The sequence below is a fragment of the Thermincola ferriacetica genome (genome assembly GCF_001263415.1).
Lineage (GTDB): Bacteria > Bacillota > Thermincolia > Thermincolales > Thermincolaceae > Thermincola > Thermincola ferriacetica.
Genome location: NZ_LGTE01000012.1, coordinates 47,386 through 61,513, shown reverse-complemented (window position 1 = coordinate 61,513; position 14,128 = coordinate 47,386). Strand labels below are relative to the sequence as shown.

At 45.1% G+C, this 14,128-nt stretch carries 21 protein-coding genes; all 21 read left to right on the top strand.

All coding sequences use genetic code 11. The features are described from left to right. Nucleotides 1–5 precede the first annotated feature (5 nt). Nucleotides 6–506, top strand: coding sequence for a 30S ribosomal protein S5 (rpsE, locus tag Tfer_RS09020; RefSeq protein ID WP_013119224.1), 501 nt, complete (start codon nt 6–8; stop codon nt 504–506). A gap of 12 nt (nt 507–518) precedes the next feature. Next, a complete protein-coding gene (rpmD, locus tag Tfer_RS09015) occupies nt 519–701 on the top strand; it encodes a 50S ribosomal protein L30 (protein ID WP_013119225.1) in 183 nt (60 codons plus the stop codon). A gap of 27 nt (nt 702–728) precedes the next feature. Beyond that, complete coding sequence (gene rplO / locus Tfer_RS09010) at nt 729–1,169, top strand: 50S ribosomal protein L15 (RefSeq protein ID WP_013119226.1); 441 nt, start codon at nt 729–731, stop codon at nt 1,167–1,169. 1 nt (nt 1,170) lies between these two features. After that, entirely contained in the window at nt 1,171–2,439 is a 1,269-nt protein-coding gene (secY, locus tag Tfer_RS09005) for a preprotein translocase subunit SecY (protein ID WP_052218133.1), read from the top strand. Nucleotides 2,440–2,458: 19 nt separating this feature from the next. Further along, nucleotides 2,459–3,205, top strand: a complete 747-nt coding sequence (map, locus tag Tfer_RS09000) for a type I methionyl aminopeptidase (protein ID WP_052218132.1) — start codon at nt 2,459–2,461, stop codon at nt 3,203–3,205. A gap of 44 nt (nt 3,206–3,249) precedes the next feature. After that, a complete protein-coding gene (locus Tfer_RS08995) occupies nt 3,250–3,531 on the top strand; it encodes a KOW domain-containing RNA-binding protein (protein ID WP_013119229.1) in 282 nt (93 codons plus the stop codon). 32 nt (nt 3,532–3,563) lie between these two features. Next, on the top strand, nt 3,564–3,782 hold the full coding sequence (infA, locus tag Tfer_RS08990; protein WP_013119230.1) for a translation initiation factor IF-1: 219 nt from the start codon (nt 3,564–3,566) through the stop codon (nt 3,780–3,782). Between the two features lie 29 nt (nt 3,783–3,811). Further along, nucleotides 3,812–3,925, top strand: a complete 114-nt coding sequence (rpmJ, locus tag Tfer_RS08985; protein ID WP_008516283.1) for a 50S ribosomal protein L36 — start codon at nt 3,812–3,814, stop codon at nt 3,923–3,925. A 49-nt stretch (nt 3,926–3,974) separates the two neighbouring features. After that, the gene (rpsM, locus tag Tfer_RS08980; RefSeq protein WP_013119231.1) at nt 3,975–4,346 is read left to right on the top strand and encodes a 30S ribosomal protein S13; all 372 of its coding nucleotides are present in this window, start codon (nt 3,975–3,977) and stop codon (nt 4,344–4,346) included. A gap of 19 nt (nt 4,347–4,365) precedes the next feature. Beyond that, nucleotides 4,366–4,752 (top strand): 30S ribosomal protein S11, encoded by a 387-nt coding sequence (rpsK, locus tag Tfer_RS08975; protein ID WP_013119232.1) that lies wholly within the window; start codon nt 4,366–4,368, stop codon nt 4,750–4,752. Nucleotides 4,753–4,766: 14 nt separating this feature from the next. Continuing rightward, nucleotides 4,767–5,393, top strand: coding sequence for a 30S ribosomal protein S4 (gene rpsD / locus Tfer_RS08970; protein ID WP_013119233.1), 627 nt, complete (start codon nt 4,767–4,769; stop codon nt 5,391–5,393). A 42-nt stretch (nt 5,394–5,435) separates the two neighbouring features. Continuing rightward, entirely contained in the window at nt 5,436–6,383 is a 948-nt protein-coding gene (locus Tfer_RS08965; RefSeq protein ID WP_052218131.1) for a DNA-directed RNA polymerase subunit alpha, read from the top strand. A gap of 14 nt (nt 6,384–6,397) precedes the next feature. Beyond that, nucleotides 6,398–6,736 (top strand): 50S ribosomal protein L17, encoded by a 339-nt coding sequence (rplQ, locus tag Tfer_RS08960; RefSeq protein ID WP_083436872.1) that lies wholly within the window; start codon nt 6,398–6,400, stop codon nt 6,734–6,736. A gap of 149 nt (nt 6,737–6,885) precedes the next feature. Next, nucleotides 6,886–7,734 (top strand): energy-coupling factor transporter ATPase, encoded by an 849-nt coding sequence (locus Tfer_RS08955; RefSeq protein WP_052218130.1) that lies wholly within the window; start codon nt 6,886–6,888, stop codon nt 7,732–7,734. Continuing rightward, nucleotides 7,710–8,570, top strand: a complete 861-nt coding sequence (locus tag Tfer_RS08950) for an energy-coupling factor transporter ATPase (protein WP_052218129.1) — start codon at nt 7,710–7,712, stop codon at nt 8,568–8,570. Before Tfer_RS08955 ends, Tfer_RS08950 begins: the two co-directional genes overlap by 25 nt. After that, entirely contained in the window at nt 8,567–9,367 is an 801-nt protein-coding gene (locus tag Tfer_RS08945; RefSeq protein WP_052218128.1) for an energy-coupling factor transporter transmembrane component T family protein, read from the top strand. The genes Tfer_RS08950 and Tfer_RS08945 overlap by 4 nt, the downstream gene beginning before the upstream one ends. A 9-nt stretch (nt 9,368–9,376) precedes the next feature. Further along, the gene (gene truA / locus Tfer_RS08940; RefSeq protein WP_083436871.1) at nt 9,377–10,117 is read left to right on the top strand and encodes a tRNA pseudouridine(38-40) synthase TruA; all 741 of its coding nucleotides are present in this window, start codon (nt 9,377–9,379) and stop codon (nt 10,115–10,117) included. 146 nt (nt 10,118–10,263) lie between these two features. Continuing rightward, nucleotides 10,264–10,698: a 50S ribosomal protein L13 gene (gene rplM, locus Tfer_RS08935; RefSeq protein WP_052218127.1), complete on the top strand. Its 435-nt coding sequence runs from the start codon at nt 10,264–10,266 to the stop codon at nt 10,696–10,698. A 23-nt stretch (nt 10,699–10,721) separates the two neighbouring features. Next, the gene (gene rpsI, locus Tfer_RS08930; RefSeq protein WP_052218126.1) at nt 10,722–11,114 is read left to right on the top strand and encodes a 30S ribosomal protein S9; all 393 of its coding nucleotides are present in this window, start codon (nt 10,722–10,724) and stop codon (nt 11,112–11,114) included. A gap of 185 nt (nt 11,115–11,299) precedes the next feature. Beyond that, nucleotides 11,300–12,391, top strand: coding sequence for a periplasmic decaheme cytochrome A (gene pdcA, locus Tfer_RS08925; RefSeq protein WP_052218125.1), 1,092 nt, complete (start codon nt 11,300–11,302; stop codon nt 12,389–12,391). Between the two features lie 983 nt (nt 12,392–13,374). Beyond that, nucleotides 13,375–14,127 (top strand): N-acetylmuramoyl-L-alanine amidase CwlD, encoded by a 753-nt coding sequence (gene cwlD, locus Tfer_RS08920; RefSeq protein ID WP_052218124.1) that lies wholly within the window; start codon nt 13,375–13,377, stop codon nt 14,125–14,127. Nucleotide 14,128: the final 1 nt, after the last annotated feature.

Here is a 14,128-nt window from a genome sequence, read left to right as displayed (position 1 = left end):
AAATAATGTCATTAATTGATGCCAGTAAATTGGAACTGACCGAAAAAGTTGTCAATATAAACAGGGTAGCGAAGGTTGTAAAAGGTGGACGCCGTTTTAGCTTTAGTGCATTGGTAGTTGTAGGCGACGGAAACGGATACGTAGGTGCCGGTCTGGGAAAAGCCAGCGAGGTGCCTGAAGCTATTCGGAAAGGCATAGAAGATGCAAAAAAGCACCTGATTCATGTTCCTATTGTTGGAACTACAATTCCCCATGAAGTTATTGGTCATTTTGGCGCCGGTAAAGTTTTACTAAAGCCTGCCGCTCCCGGTACCGGAGTTATTGCAGGTGGTCCGGTAAGGGCAATCCTGGAACTGGCCGGAGTCCGGGACATTCTTACAAAGTCGCTGGGTTCCAATAACGCCAATAACATGATTCATGCAACCATGGATGCTCTGAAGAACTTAAAAAGAGCAGAGGAAGTTGCCAGGCTTAGGGGAAAAACTGTTGAAGAGCTCTTAGGTTAGGAGGGGAACTAAATGTCTCAGAAGTTGAAAATAACTTTGGTGAAGAGTGTTATCGGCACTCCGGAAGACCAAAGAGCAACAGTTCGTTCATTGGGACTCAAAAAGGTTAACGCTTCTGTTAGCCATGACGATACTCCACAGATCAGGGGAATGATAAAGAAGGTTTCTCACCTGGTAAAAGTAGAAGAAGTATAATCTGAACAGGCAAGGAGGTGTCGTTTCGTGGAATTACACAACCTGAAACCGAATGCCGGGGCCAGGAAGAGCCCAACCAGGAAAGGAAGAGGTATTGGTTCCGGATTAGGCAAAACAGCAGGACGGGGACACAAAGGACAAAATGCCCGTTCGGGCGGCGGCGTAAGACCCGGATTCGAAGGTGGCCAAATGCCTTTGCAGCGGGCTGTTCCCAAGCGCGGGTTTACCAATGTTTTTGCCAAGAAATTTGTAACTACAAACTTGGATAAATTGAATAAGTTTGCAGATGGCACAGTGGTAACACCGGAATTGATGAAACAGGAAGGTATTATCAGTTCAATCAAGGACGGGGTCAAAGTATTAGGTAACGGAAACCTGGAGAAAAAATTGACTGTCCAGGCCCATGCTTTCAGTAAATCCGCTGCGGAAAAAATTGCTGCGGCCGGCGGTAAAGCTGAGGTGATTTAATTTGTTTGAAGCTCTAAAGAGTTCCCTTAAGCTGGGAGACCTGAGGAAAAAAATCCTCTTTACCTTGGCTATGTTTGTGGTTTTTCGAATCGGGGCCCATATACCGGTACCCGGCATAAACCACACAGCCATTGAGCAGCTCATCAAGGGCGGAGGTTCGCTCCTCGGATTTTTTGATGTTATTTCGGGGGGCGCCTTTAAAAGATTTTCCATTTTTGCCATGAGTATTACCCCTTATATTAACGCATCGATTATTATGCAGTTATTAACGGTTGTCATCCCCAAGCTGGAACAGCTCTCCAAGGAAGGGGAGGAAGGCCGGAAAAAGATTACCCAATATATTCGGTACGGAACGGTAGTTTTAGGTTTTGTTCAATCCCTGGGAATGGCGTTTACTTTAAGGGCAGCCGGAGCCTTGGAGAATCCGAGCTTTGGTTCTTACATGATTATTGCCATCACCTTGACCGCCGGGACTGCCTTTCTCATGTGGCTGGGTGAACAGATTACTGAAAAAGGCATTGGCAACGGTATATCATTAATAATTTTTGCCGGTATTGTGGCCGGAATTCCGGGCGGGCTCTACAATATTTATGAGGCTGTTCGGGTTGGAACGGTCAATCCGTTGAGTGTTGTACTGCTGGTAATCGTAGCTGCTCTGGTTATAGCAGCAGTAGTGGCCGTAAACGAAGGTCAAAGGCGGATACCTGTTCAGTATGCGAAAAGGGTTGTCGGTCGTAGGGTCTACGGTGGCCAGAGCACCCATATTCCCCTGAAGGTTAACCAGGCCGGGGTTATACCGATAATTTTCGCATCATCAATATTAATGTTTCCTACTACCATTGCAAATTTTTTCCCTAATAATGCTTTTTCTAAGTGGATAAATTCGGTGTTTGCATGGGGTAGTGTATCGCACAGTATAATGTACGCTTTATTGATAATTTTCTTCACATATTTCTATACTGCCATCACTTTCAATCCGATGGATGTTGCAGATAACATGAAAAAATACGGAGGGTTTATACCCGGACTCAGACCGGGACGCCCAACTGCCGAGTATTTAGATAAAATACTGACAAGGATTACGTTGTCCGGAGCCGTCTTCCTTGCATTGATCGCTATTCTGCCGGCCATTATCCTAGGCGCTACCAAAATACCGAATATTTACTTTGGCGGCACCAGTTTGCTGATCGTTGTTGGGGTGGCTTTGGAGACCATGAAACAGATTGAATCCCATCTATTGATGCGTCATTATCAGGGCTTTATGAAATAATTACAGGAGAGGGTTTTCAGTGATTTATTGCAAATCCGAACGGGAAATTGCCTATATGCGTGATGCGGGCAGAATAGTTGCTCAAACGCATCAGGAAGTCCAAAAAGCCCTCAAACCAGGCATTACAACCGGTGAACTGGACAGCATTGCCGAAGACTTCATCAGAAGTAAAGGGGCTAGGCCGGCATTTAAAGGATATATGGGATTTCCGGCATCTATTTGTGCCTCTGTAAATGAGCAGGTAGTACATGGTATTCCCGGTTTAAAAAAGCTGGAAAACGGTGATATTATTAGTATTGACATTGGTGCGGAAATAAATGGATATTATGGGGACAGTGCAGTTACTTTACCCGTTGGAGATTGTTCAAAAGAAGCATTGGACCTGATCAGGGTAACAGAAAATTCCCTATATGAGGGAATCAGTAAAGCCCGGAAAGGTAACCGGTTGTCCGATATATCTCATGCCATTCAAAGCTGTGTGGAAAGCCATGGTTATTCTGTTGTACGCGATTATGTAGGTCATGGCATAGGGAAGAACATGCACGAAGAGCCGCAAATTCCCAATTTCGGCAAGCCCGGAAGAGGTCCAAGGCTGATGCCAGGGATGACTTTGGCCATTGAACCGATGGTTAATCTGGGCACATTTGAAGTTATGACTCTGGAAGATAATTGGACAGTTGTTACCAAGGATAGAAAGTTATCTGCTCATTTTGAACACTCTGTTGCCATTACCGAAGATGAACCAGTGATCTTGACTTCAATATAATCCCGTTTTATTTCCCTGATGCAAACATACGGGAGGTGCTCATATTGTCTCTTAATGAGCCGGGGATAGGGCAACTTGTGAAATCTAAGGCAGGCCGTGATAAAAAGAGATTCTTCATCATTTATGACGTCCTGAATGAGGCCTTTGTTCGGGTGGTGGACGGAGACTGTAGAAAAGTGGAAAATCCCAAGAAAAAAAACCTTAAGCATCTGCAATTATATCCCGTAATTGCTGATGGGATAAAAGCCAAACTTGCCCAAGGGAAAAAGGTTGACGATGCTGAGGTAAGAAGGGCTATTGAAGACTTGGTAACCGGTCTCGAGTAAGAGAGGTCGAACTAAGGAGGTTGGTTGACCTAATGTCAAAGCAGGATGTAATTGAAGTCGAAGGGACAGTTATAGAACCACTGCCGAACGCAATGTTCAGAGTGGAACTGGAGAATGGACACAGAGTTTTAGCGCACGTTTCCGGAAAAATTCGTATGAATTTTATAAGAATTTTACCGGGTGATAAGGTGACCGTTGAATTATCTCCCTATGACTTGACGCGTGGGCGAATCGTATACCGGTACAAGTAAGCAGCTTAGGCCGGAAGGAGGACATTGAAATGAAAGTCAGACCGAGTGTGAAACCCATTTGTGAAAAGTGCAAGATAATAAAACGTAAAGGCAAAGTAATGGTAATTTGCGAGAATCCAAAGCATAAGCAGAAGCAGGGATAAGTTGTCACGGAAAACTATACTTACATTGGAATGACGGAGGTGTAATTTAATGGCCAGGATAGCAGGTGTTGATTTGCCCCGGGACAAAAGGGTAGAGATTGCTTTAACCTATATTTTTGGCATAGGCCGCCCGACTGCCAATCAAATTTTAAGTCAAACAGGGGTAAATCCTGATACCAGAGTTCGGGACCTAACTGAAGAAGAAGTTGCTAAGTTACGTGAAGTAATTGATAAAAACTACAAAGTTGAGGGTGACCTTAGAAGAGAGATTTCTTTAAACATTAAGCGGCTGATGGAAATTGGCTGCTACCGGGGATTGCGCCACCGTAGGGGACTGCCTGTACGGGGCCAAAGAACTAAGACCAACGCCCGGACACGGAAAGGACCGGCTAAGACCGTTGGCGTAAGGCGTAAGAAATAAGTAAAGGGGGAAAGAGTGGATGGCACGAAGAGTCAGGGGCAAACGTAAAGAGCGGAAAAATGTGGAACAAGGTATTGCCCATATCAAATCAACCTTTAATAATACAATTGTTACCATTAGTGACCGTGCAGGAAATGCTATTTCCTGGGCCAGTGCAGGGGTCATGGGCTTTAAGGGTTCCAGGAAAAGCACTCCTTTTGCTGCTCAGATGGCAGCTGAAAAGGCAGCAAAAGAAGCAATGGATCATGGTATGAAAGAAGTAGAAGTCTATGTTAAAGGGCCTGGGGCCGGCCGTGAGGCAGCTATCAGGGCTATTCAGGCGGCAGGAATTGAAGTCAATGTTATTAAAGATGTTACACCAATACCACACAACGGTTGTAGGCCGCCCAAGAGAAGAAGGGTTTAGGAGGTGTTTAAATAATGGCAAGATATACGGGGCCTGTTTGCAGATTGTGTCGTAGAGAAGGCGCTAAATTGTACCTGAAAGGTGATAGATGCTACAGTGACAAGTGTGCCATAGACCGTAGAGGGTATGCCCCCGGTATGCACGGCCAGGGACGGAAGAAGATTTCTGAATACGGAATTCAGTTAAGGGAAAAACAAAAGGCCAGAAGAATCTACGGTGTTCTGGAAAAACAGTTCCGGAACTACTTTGCTAAAGCTGACCGCCAGCCCGGGGTTACCGGTGAGAATTTGCTCCGATTACTGGAAAGAAGGTTGGACAATGTTGTTTACCGGTTAGGCTTTGCTTCATCCAGGACGGAAGCCAGGCAGTTGGTTCGCCATGGTCATTTCACCGTAAACGACAAAAAGGTGAACATCCCATCCTACTCTTTGAAGGTTGGCGATGTTATAAAAATCAAGGAAAAGAGTCTGGAACTGCCGAGAATTAAGGAGCTTTTGGAGCAGGCTGCTCATAAGACTCCCCCCGCTTGGTTGGAATTGGACGTAGATCAGCATCTAGGAAAGGTGGTTGCTATTCCTTCCAGAGAAGAGATTGACGTGCCTATTGAGGAGCACCTCATTGTTGAGCTGTACTCTAGATAAAAGGCCGGGATTAATCGAGTTCTCTAGAAGGAGGGTTATCTTATGTTGGAAATTGAAAAGCCCAAAATTGAGTGTGTGGAACTCAGTGAAGACAATACTTATGGCAAGTTCGTAGTAGAACCCCTGGAGAGAGGATACGGAATTACTCTGGGTAATTCTCTGAGAAGGATTCTGTTATCATCTCTCCCGGGTGCTGCGGTTACATCGGTCAAAATTGATGGAGTACTGCACGAATTTTCTACTGTTCCCGGTGTTTATGAAGATGTTACAGACATTATTCTTAACCTGAAAGAATTGTGCCTTAAGATGTATACCGACGAGGAAAAAGTCCTCCGCATTGAGTCAAAAGGACCGGGTGAGGTTAAGGCAGGAAATATAATAACTGATGCTGATGTGGAGATCCTGAATCCGGAGTTACATATCGCTACTTTATCCGATGATGCTCGTTTAGTTATGGAGATTAACGTTGCAAAGGGTAGAGGATATGTACCTGCGGAAAGGAATAAAAAAGACGATCATGTAATCGGTATTATCCCGGTTGATTCGGCTTTTTCGCCTGTTCGGCGGGTAAATTACTACATTGAAGATACCCGGGTAGGCCAGATTACTGATTATGACAAGCTGACCCTGGAAGTGTGGACTAACGGCAGCATCCGTCCTGACGAGGCTACCAGCTTGTCAGCCAAGATATTAAGCGAGCACCTGCGCCTGTTTATAGGCTTGACAGAAAATATCAAAGATGTTGAAATAATGGTGGAAAAAGAAGAGGAAGAAAAGGATAAAATTTTGGAGATGACAATTGAGGAATTGGACTTGTCAGTTCGTTCATACAATTGTCTTAAGCGGGCCGGGATTAATACCGTGGAAGAGCTTACTCAGCGGACCGAAGAGGATATGATAAAGGTCAGGAATCTCGGGAAAAAATCCCTTGAAGAGGTTATTAATAAATTGGCCGAACTTGGTTTGTCGCTCAAAAAATCTGAAGACTAAAGGGAGGGATTGTCGTGGGGTTATCCAAATTAAGACGTCCTACTGCTCATAGGAATGCTATGCTAAAAAACCTGGTAACTTCTCTGTTGCGAGAGGAAAGAATCCAGACCACAGCTCCCAGAGCAAAGTCTGTCAACCGTTTAGCTGAAAAAGCTATTACCCTTGCTAAGCGCGGCGACTTACATGCAAGGCGCCAGGCGCTGGCAATGATTCAGGATGAAGAAGTGGTAACCAAACTGTTTGATGTTTTGGCAACCCGGTATGAAGACAGGCAGGGAGGTTACACCAAGATTATCAAGGTTGGAAATCGCCGTGGCGATGCGGCAGAAATGGTTATCCTGGAATTAGTTTAATCCCAATACAGGAATTAAAAAGGGCACGAGGTCAGGATGTTTACAAAATAGTCAAGTAAACGGTACTCCTGGCTTCTCTTTCTTTATAACCTGATTTGGGATTGCGGTTCGATAACAAGAAATGTGTGTTATTTAAGCGGAGGGATTTTATGGTCACTCTCGTCGAGATGGCCGGTGTGGAATTTACCTACCCAGATGATAACCATAGAGCCGCGCGGCCTGTGCTCAAAGGGGTTAACCTGCGGGTTGGGCGGGGCGAATTTCTGGCTGTCATTGGACCGAATGGTTCAGGTAAATCAACCCTGGTCAAACATTTTAACGGGATCCTTTTACCTTCGAAAGGACGGGTCACAGTAGACGGCCTGGATACGGCTAACCAGGACAATCTATTGGAAATCAGACGGAAAGTGGGGCTGTTGTTTCAAAACCCGGAAAACCAGTTGGTCTCTTCTATTGTGGAAGAAGATGTGGCTTTCGGCCCTGAGAACCTAGCCCTGCCACCGGTAGAAATACAAAAAAGAGTAGCTGAGGCTCTGGAAGCTGTGGAGATGACCCCTTACCGGCATCAAACGGTACATACCCTGTCCGGTGGCCAAAAACAAAGGGTTGCCATAGCAGGATTATTGGCTATGCGGCCTGATTGCCTGGTTTTGGATGAACCAAGTTCTATGCTTGACCCGGCTGGCAGGAGGCGTTTGTTTGACATTTTGCTGCGTTTACACAAAAGAGGAATGACTATTATATTAGTAACCCATTTAATGGAAGAAGCAGCCCTGGCCGACCGGGTTTGTATATTTGGCAACGGGACCATCCTGCGGGAGGGGACGCCGGAGGAAATTTTCAGTGAGCCCGATTTTCTAATCAGCCAAAACTTGGAGGTCCCCCAAATAAATTGTTTGGCAGCCATGCTGAGAAATGAGGGGTTTAATATCCCTGCCAGTATTTTAACAGTCGATGAAATGGTGGATTATCTATGCACATTGAAACACGCAACCTGAGTCATATTTATGCAAAAGGTACGGCCATGGAGAACAAGGCCTTGATAGACGTTAATGTGACTATTGAAAGGGGTACGTGGGCCGCCATTGTGGGTTCCACAGGCTCAGGGAAATCCACATTTATTCAGCATTTAAACGGGTTGTTAAAGCCTACTTCCGGCCAGGTTTTGATAAATGGCAAAGATATCAATGCCAAAGGGGTTCCGCTCGTTGAGGTCAGGCGAACTGTGGGACTGGTTTTTCAGTACCCCGAACACCAAATCTTTGAAACAACTGTTTACAACGAAGTAGCCTACGGGCCACGCAATTTAGGATTTAAGGATGCGGAGGTGACGGAGGCTGTAAGAACCGCTCTGGAGAAAGTAGGGCTTGATTACGGGGATTTTAAGGACCGGTCTCCTTTGGAGCTGAGTGGGGGAGAAAAGCGTAAAGTGGCTATTGCCAGCGTACTGGCCATGAGACCTCAAATTATGGTGCTGGATGAAGCAACGGCAGGATTAGATCCCTGTGGTCGGGAGAGGCTGCTGCGGGAGATTGCCCGGTTAAAAAAAGATTTGGGCCTGACGATTGTTTGGGTGACTCACAATCTAAATGAAGTTTTAACTTATGCTGACAAGGTTATAGTTTTCCATAAAGGGCGGCTTGCGCTCCAGGGCAAACCAATGGAGGTATTCAGCCAGGTTGAATTATGCGAAAAGGTAAAATTAGGCGTGCCTCAGCTTTTGGAATTGGAGTATAAACTAAAGGCGCGAGGGTTGAACCCCCCAAACAGGTTTACCACTTTAGAGGAAGCTAAAAAGGCAATTGCAAATCTTCTGAGGGGGGAGAACCGTTGATAGATTCCCTGGCTTTTGGCCGGTTTGTGCCGAGAAATTCATTTTTGCACAGATTAGACCCCAGGACAAAAATATTTGCGTCTTTTGTTTTGATTACCACCATAATGCTGATTAATAAAATGCAGGTTTTGTTTGCCTTTGGTTTATTGACGGTGATGATGATATTTCTATCCGGGGTTTCACTGAAAGCTTTTTTGAATTCTGTTAAATTGGTGTTATTTCTGATCATTTTTACTATTATAGCGCATTTTCTTTTTACGCCGGGACAACTTATGTTCAAGTGGGGATTTTTGCAGGTATCCAGGGAAGGGTTTAACCAGGGGATCACCATGTCCTTAAAGCTTTTTTATATTGTTTCTGTCACTTCGCTGGTTACCTTAACCACATCGCCCATGGCTCTGACTGATGGACTGTTGGCCATTTTCCGGCCTTTTAAAAGGATAGGGCTCCCGGCCGACGAACTGGCGCTCATGATGGTGATTGCGTTAAGGTTTATCCCTACTATCTGGGAAGAAACTGATAAAATCAAAAAGGCTCAGATGTCCAGGGGTGCCCAGTTTGATACGGGCAATATTATAACCAGAATCGGTCATATGACAGCTCTTATGGTGCCTATCTTGCTCAGTGCTTTCCGGCGCGCTGACGAACTGGCCCTGGCTATGGAATCTAGAGCCTATAGGGTAGGAATTCCCCGAACAAGAATGAAAATTATGAAGTTTTCTCCTTGGGATTACCTGGTAATGGTTTTGTTGACTGCTGTCCTGGTTGTTGTTGTGGGGTACCGCATGAACTGGTAGGTGGCAAGGGTGAGAAACATTAAAATGACCGTTGAATACGATGGAACATCATATCACGGTTTCCAGAAACAGGCAGACCAGAATCTGCCTACAATTCAGGAGGCTTTGGAAAAAGCTCTCAGAAAGCTCACCGGAGAGGAAATTTCTGTTACCGGGGCCGGGAGAACTGATGCCGGTGTTCATGCGCAGGGTCAGGTGATAAATTTTTATACCGAGTCTTCAATACCCACTGGGAATTTTGTACGGGCATTAAACAGCGTATTGCCTGAAGATATTGTGGCCAAAGATGCTGTAGAGGCGCCCGGAGATTTTCACGCCCAGTTTTGGGCTAAGAAGAAAACCTACAGATACACTATTTTTAACGACACAGTACCATCGGTTTTTTTTCGCCGTTACTCGTTGTTTGTTCCTTATAAGCTCAATGTGGATAATATGCGAAAAGCAGCTTCTTTTCTGGTGGGACAACATGATTTTTCGGCCTTCAGGGCTGCCGGTTCCACGGCCCGTAGTTCCATTCGGACTATGTATAGGGCTGAGGTTGAACAAGAGGGAGAATTAATCCACGTTTACTTAGAAGCAAACGGCTTCCTTTACAATATGGTGCGTATAATAACAGGCACGTTACTCTATATTGGCCAAGGCAAGTTGAGGGTGGAGGAAATGAAAGATATTATAGCTTCTGGGGACCGTACGCTGGCAGGGCCTACAGTCCCGCCGCAGGGGTTATGCCTTATGCGGGTTGAATACTAAAACTTGACATGACATTTCCTGTATATTAAAATATTCTTGTGATTTTTGCACATATAAGGTCCACAGCCCCGGATCTCTGTGTTACTAGTGGTAGATAGTAACACACATAAAAAGTTTATAACTGTTTGCAGCAAGGAGGGAATAGGATGAATACTTACATGGCTAAAGCCGAGGACATACAAAGAAAATGGTATGTTATCGATGCTGCCGGTAAGCCGCTGGGCAGATTGGCTTCCGAAGTGGCCAGGCTCCTCAGAGGCAAACATAAACCGATTTTCACCCCACATGTTGATACTGGAGATCATGTAATAGTAATCAATGCAGAAAAGGTTGAATTAACCGGTAAGAAAAGAAGCCAAAAACTTTATGTTCGCCATACCGGATACCCAGGTGGGCTGAAGACTATGAATTATGAAACTCTTTTAAGAACAAAACCCGAAAGAGCAGTGGAAAAAGCCGTTAAAGGTATGCTTCCTCACAACCGTTTGGGCAGGGCAATGCTCAAGAAGCTGAGGGTATACCGTGGTTCTGAACACCCACATCAGGCTCAAAAGCCGGAAGTATGGCAAATCGGGGAATAAAGAAAGGAAGGAGGGGATAATTCATGGCTCAGGTCCAATACTATGGTACCGGACGGAGAAAAAACGCAGTAGCCCGTGTACGGTTAGTACCCGGTGACGGAAATGTCACCGTTAACAATAGAAGTTTAGATGAATACTTTGGTAAGAAAACCTTGGAAATGATAATAAAGCAGCCCTTGAATCTGACTAATACATTAGGCCAGTATAATGTTCTGGCTAGTGTGCGCGGAGGCGGTACGTCAGGACAGGCAGGCGCTGTAAGGCTGGGCATAGCCAGGGCATTGATCAAGGCCGATCCTAACCTGCGTCCGGCGTTAAAAAAAGCCGGTTTCCTGACCAGAGACCCCAGAATGAAGGAAAGAAAGAAGTACGGTTTGAAAAAAGCCCGCCGGGCCCCACAATACTCAAAACGGTAATTTTGGTAGTTATAAGGAAGGATATTGCCTTCCTTATTTCTTTTTGTCAAAGATTGAGCAAAAATCAGCTTTTTTCGCAAAAAAACTTAATTAAACTAAGCAATTTAAAGAGGAATATAACGGTTTTAATAGAATAGATTAGATTAGGACTTTTGAAAAATTTAGGGAAAGGAGGGGAAAAGAGAGTGTTAAAAAGGCTACATAAATTTTCCTTGAAAAAGGTTATGTTATTAACTGCGCTGGTGTTGTTGGCCTTGCTGGTTGTAGGTTGCTCACAACAAACATCTACGGCTCCAGCCACTGCTCCCGAGAAGGAGACCTCCGGTGACGCGACGCAAAAGCAGGATACCCAGGCAGGCGGTGCAACCCCTACCAAGGTAAGTGATACGGAAATAGCTCAGACTCAGTGTACCGAATGTCACGAAATGTGGCCCGAAATTGCTACCTGGCAGACTTCCGTACACGCCAATGTTCCATGTCTTACCTGCCATAAAGGGTATGATCCCCAGCAAAACAAGAGCGCCCATGACAGCGGCTCTTTCCAGAAACCCATCGCTATTCGCAATAATCCTGTATCAGATGATGCCTGCAGAAGCTGTCATGCCATGCAAAACAGGCTGGCCACTCTGCTGCCTGACCTGATTGCTCCGCACGAAAAGCACGAGGCTGCCAAGGTACCTTGTCTATCTTGCCATAGGTTTGTAACCCATGGCAATATCGCCGAGCGTAAGGTTACTACGAGACCTGAATATTCCGATTATTCCAAATGGTCTCCGCAGTTGGCTAAACAAGCAGCTCCTCAGGTAATGCGCCGTCCGAACATGTTCGTATGTATTAATTGTCACGAACAGCGTAAAGTTACCACTAAGTGTGCTGCTTGCCACTACTACCCTGATAGGAAGAGCCTGCCTTCCCACGAAAATCCAGAGTGGAAGGTTATTCACGGTAGGGAAGGACGGAAAGACGTAAATAACTGTGCTAAATGTCACTATGATAAAGAAAGTCAGAAGTTTGCCACTCCGTCCACCGGAGACTTGATTGCTGATTTTGCACGGGCTAACAGCTACTGCTACGGTTGTCACCTGAAGCGTCCGGCCAACCATGACGGTGCTTGGATGTCCAAACACCCGCAGATGGCTAAAGACAAGGGCCTGCAGAACTGCTTCGCCTGCCATGATAAGAACCAGCCCAGGCCGAATGTTACAGGTACTTATTGTAACACCTGCCACTGGTTCCAGGATCCCAAGCCGGCTGCAGAGCAGGCACAGAAAAAATAAGGTAATATTAAGAGGGCTTCCGGTAAAGGAAGCCCTTCAGATTTTTAGACAAAGTTTCAAATTGGCACGATTAAACCTTGACAAGAAGGCAGGGTACCCAAACCAGATGGCTATATGAACCACGGAGTCCACAGCGCAGCCAAGCTGCAATCAAAATTTAAGAGACCAGAAACCCATGATAAAACTGAAAAAATGACGCAAAGATAAAAAAGAGAGGTACTCTCAGGCACTACTTAACGGTCTGAGAACACAGAGAAAAACATAAAACCAAGAAACAACATAAAAAATCAACAAATCAAAATAAAAAAAGGAAACGACTACAATGAGCATGATAAACAAATTCAAAGAAAAAATCAAAGGTTCTTTAAGCACATTTGACAGAATGATTTTTAAGGGACATTTCTGTTTTATGCATAAGAAAGAAAAACGTTATTATCTTTTGAGTCAGGAGTAGGTTTTACTAAAGGATTTCGGTGAAGCAAACCGTCCGTATATCTACTTAAATAGTCCAAAAGTCTCAAAAGAGGAGATTGCTAAAAAAATTATGGAGACCGATATGTCAATCTATCCAGATTTGGTTGAACATGCAAAGACTTCCCTCAGTTTTTAATGACAGCCTAAAATTTAGTTTTTTTTGCAAACTTTTACGAAGTAGAAGTACAGAGAATTAATTATCAAAGTAAGGTTTATGAGTTGTCCAGTAATGAAGTTTCAATCAGCTCTTAATAAATTTTCTCGACCAGCTTCCTCTGTGCTCTCTGAGTCCTCTGTGGTGAGTTTTTAAACCACAGGTATTACTGAGGTAACAGAATTTTTCAAGTAATTAACTCTTTGTGGTAAACTGTTTCCGCCCACAGCTTCGAGCAACGGTTGTTTTCCGTTACACGGCCGGTGGAATACAGTGACGAATAAATTCTTTTCCTTACATAATTCCCTCCCGTTCTGCATATTGTTAAAAGGGATAAGCATATGGGAGGGCGCCTATGAAAAGGGTTTATTTCTGGTCGGCGAAAATTCAAAAGAGAGACCTGCTCCTGGCCATACTGGCCATAGCCATCATCACGGTCAGTATTGTCTGTCGGGTGGCCGCTTACGAAAATACGGTTGCATCTGCTGTTTCCTGGAAAGTGGCCAACCGGGTGATTGTGATTGATCCTGGCCATGGCGGAATGGATCCGGGAGCGGTAGGTAAAGCAGGTACTCTGGAAAAAGATGTGGTTTTGGAGGTTGCTCACAAATTAAAAAGGCTCTTAAGCGACGCGGGGGCCATTGTAATACTGACCAGAGAAAGCGATAGCGATTTAAGCGGCAAGGCCGCGGGTTCGGCTTATGAGAAGAAACGAAGAGACCTCGCTAATCGGGTGGCCATAGCTAATAAAAATAAGGCTGATATATATGTCAGCCTTCATTTAAACAGTTTTCCGTCGGCACGGTGGACGGGGGCCCAGACCTTTTATCAGCACGGGTCGGCAAAAGCGAAGCTGTTGGCGGAATGCGTCCAGGCCGAAATTATCAAATCATTAAAAAACACTGACCGGCAGCCTTTAGCCGAAAACTTTTACACGACGAGGCAGACCGCCATGCCGGCCGTTACCGTAGAATTAGGTTTTTTATCCAACCCGCGGGAAGAGCAGCTTTTAAGGCAAGCCGATTACCAGGACAAAATGGCAGTGGCTATTTTTTCAGGTATAGCCAAATACTTTGCTGAGGCAGATAACATGGGCAGGAAAAAATAGT

Coding starts and splice junctions, on each gene's coding strand:
- rpsE (WP_013119224.1), top strand. CDS start 6: ATGTCATTAATTGATGCCAGTAAATTGGAACTGACCGAAAAAGTTGTC.
- rpmD (WP_013119225.1), top strand. CDS start 519: ATGTCTCAGAAGTTGAAAATAACTTTGGTGAAGAGTGTTATCGGCACT.
- infA (WP_013119230.1), top strand. CDS start 3,564: ATGTCAAAGCAGGATGTAATTGAAGTCGAAGGGACAGTTATAGAACCA.
- rpmJ (WP_008516283.1), top strand. CDS start 3,812: ATGAAAGTCAGACCGAGTGTGAAACCCATTTGTGAAAAGTGCAAGATA.
- rpsM (WP_013119231.1), top strand. CDS start 3,975: ATGGCCAGGATAGCAGGTGTTGATTTGCCCCGGGACAAAAGGGTAGAG.
- rpsK (WP_013119232.1), top strand. CDS start 4,366: ATGGCACGAAGAGTCAGGGGCAAACGTAAAGAGCGGAAAAATGTGGAA.
- rpsD (WP_013119233.1), top strand. CDS start 4,767: ATGGCAAGATATACGGGGCCTGTTTGCAGATTGTGTCGTAGAGAAGGC.
- Tfer_RS08965 (WP_052218131.1), top strand. CDS start 5,436: ATGTTGGAAATTGAAAAGCCCAAAATTGAGTGTGTGGAACTCAGTGAA.
- Tfer_RS08955 (WP_052218130.1), top strand. CDS start 6,886: ATGGTCACTCTCGTCGAGATGGCCGGTGTGGAATTTACCTACCCAGAT.
- Tfer_RS08950 (WP_052218129.1), top strand. CDS start 7,710: ATGCACATTGAAACACGCAACCTGAGTCATATTTATGCAAAAGGTACG.
- rplM (WP_052218127.1), top strand. CDS start 10,264: ATGAATACTTACATGGCTAAAGCCGAGGACATACAAAGAAAATGGTAT.
- rpsI (WP_052218126.1), top strand. CDS start 10,722: ATGGCTCAGGTCCAATACTATGGTACCGGACGGAGAAAAAACGCAGTA.
- cwlD (WP_052218124.1), top strand. CDS start 13,375: ATGAAAAGGGTTTATTTCTGGTCGGCGAAAATTCAAAAGAGAGACCTG.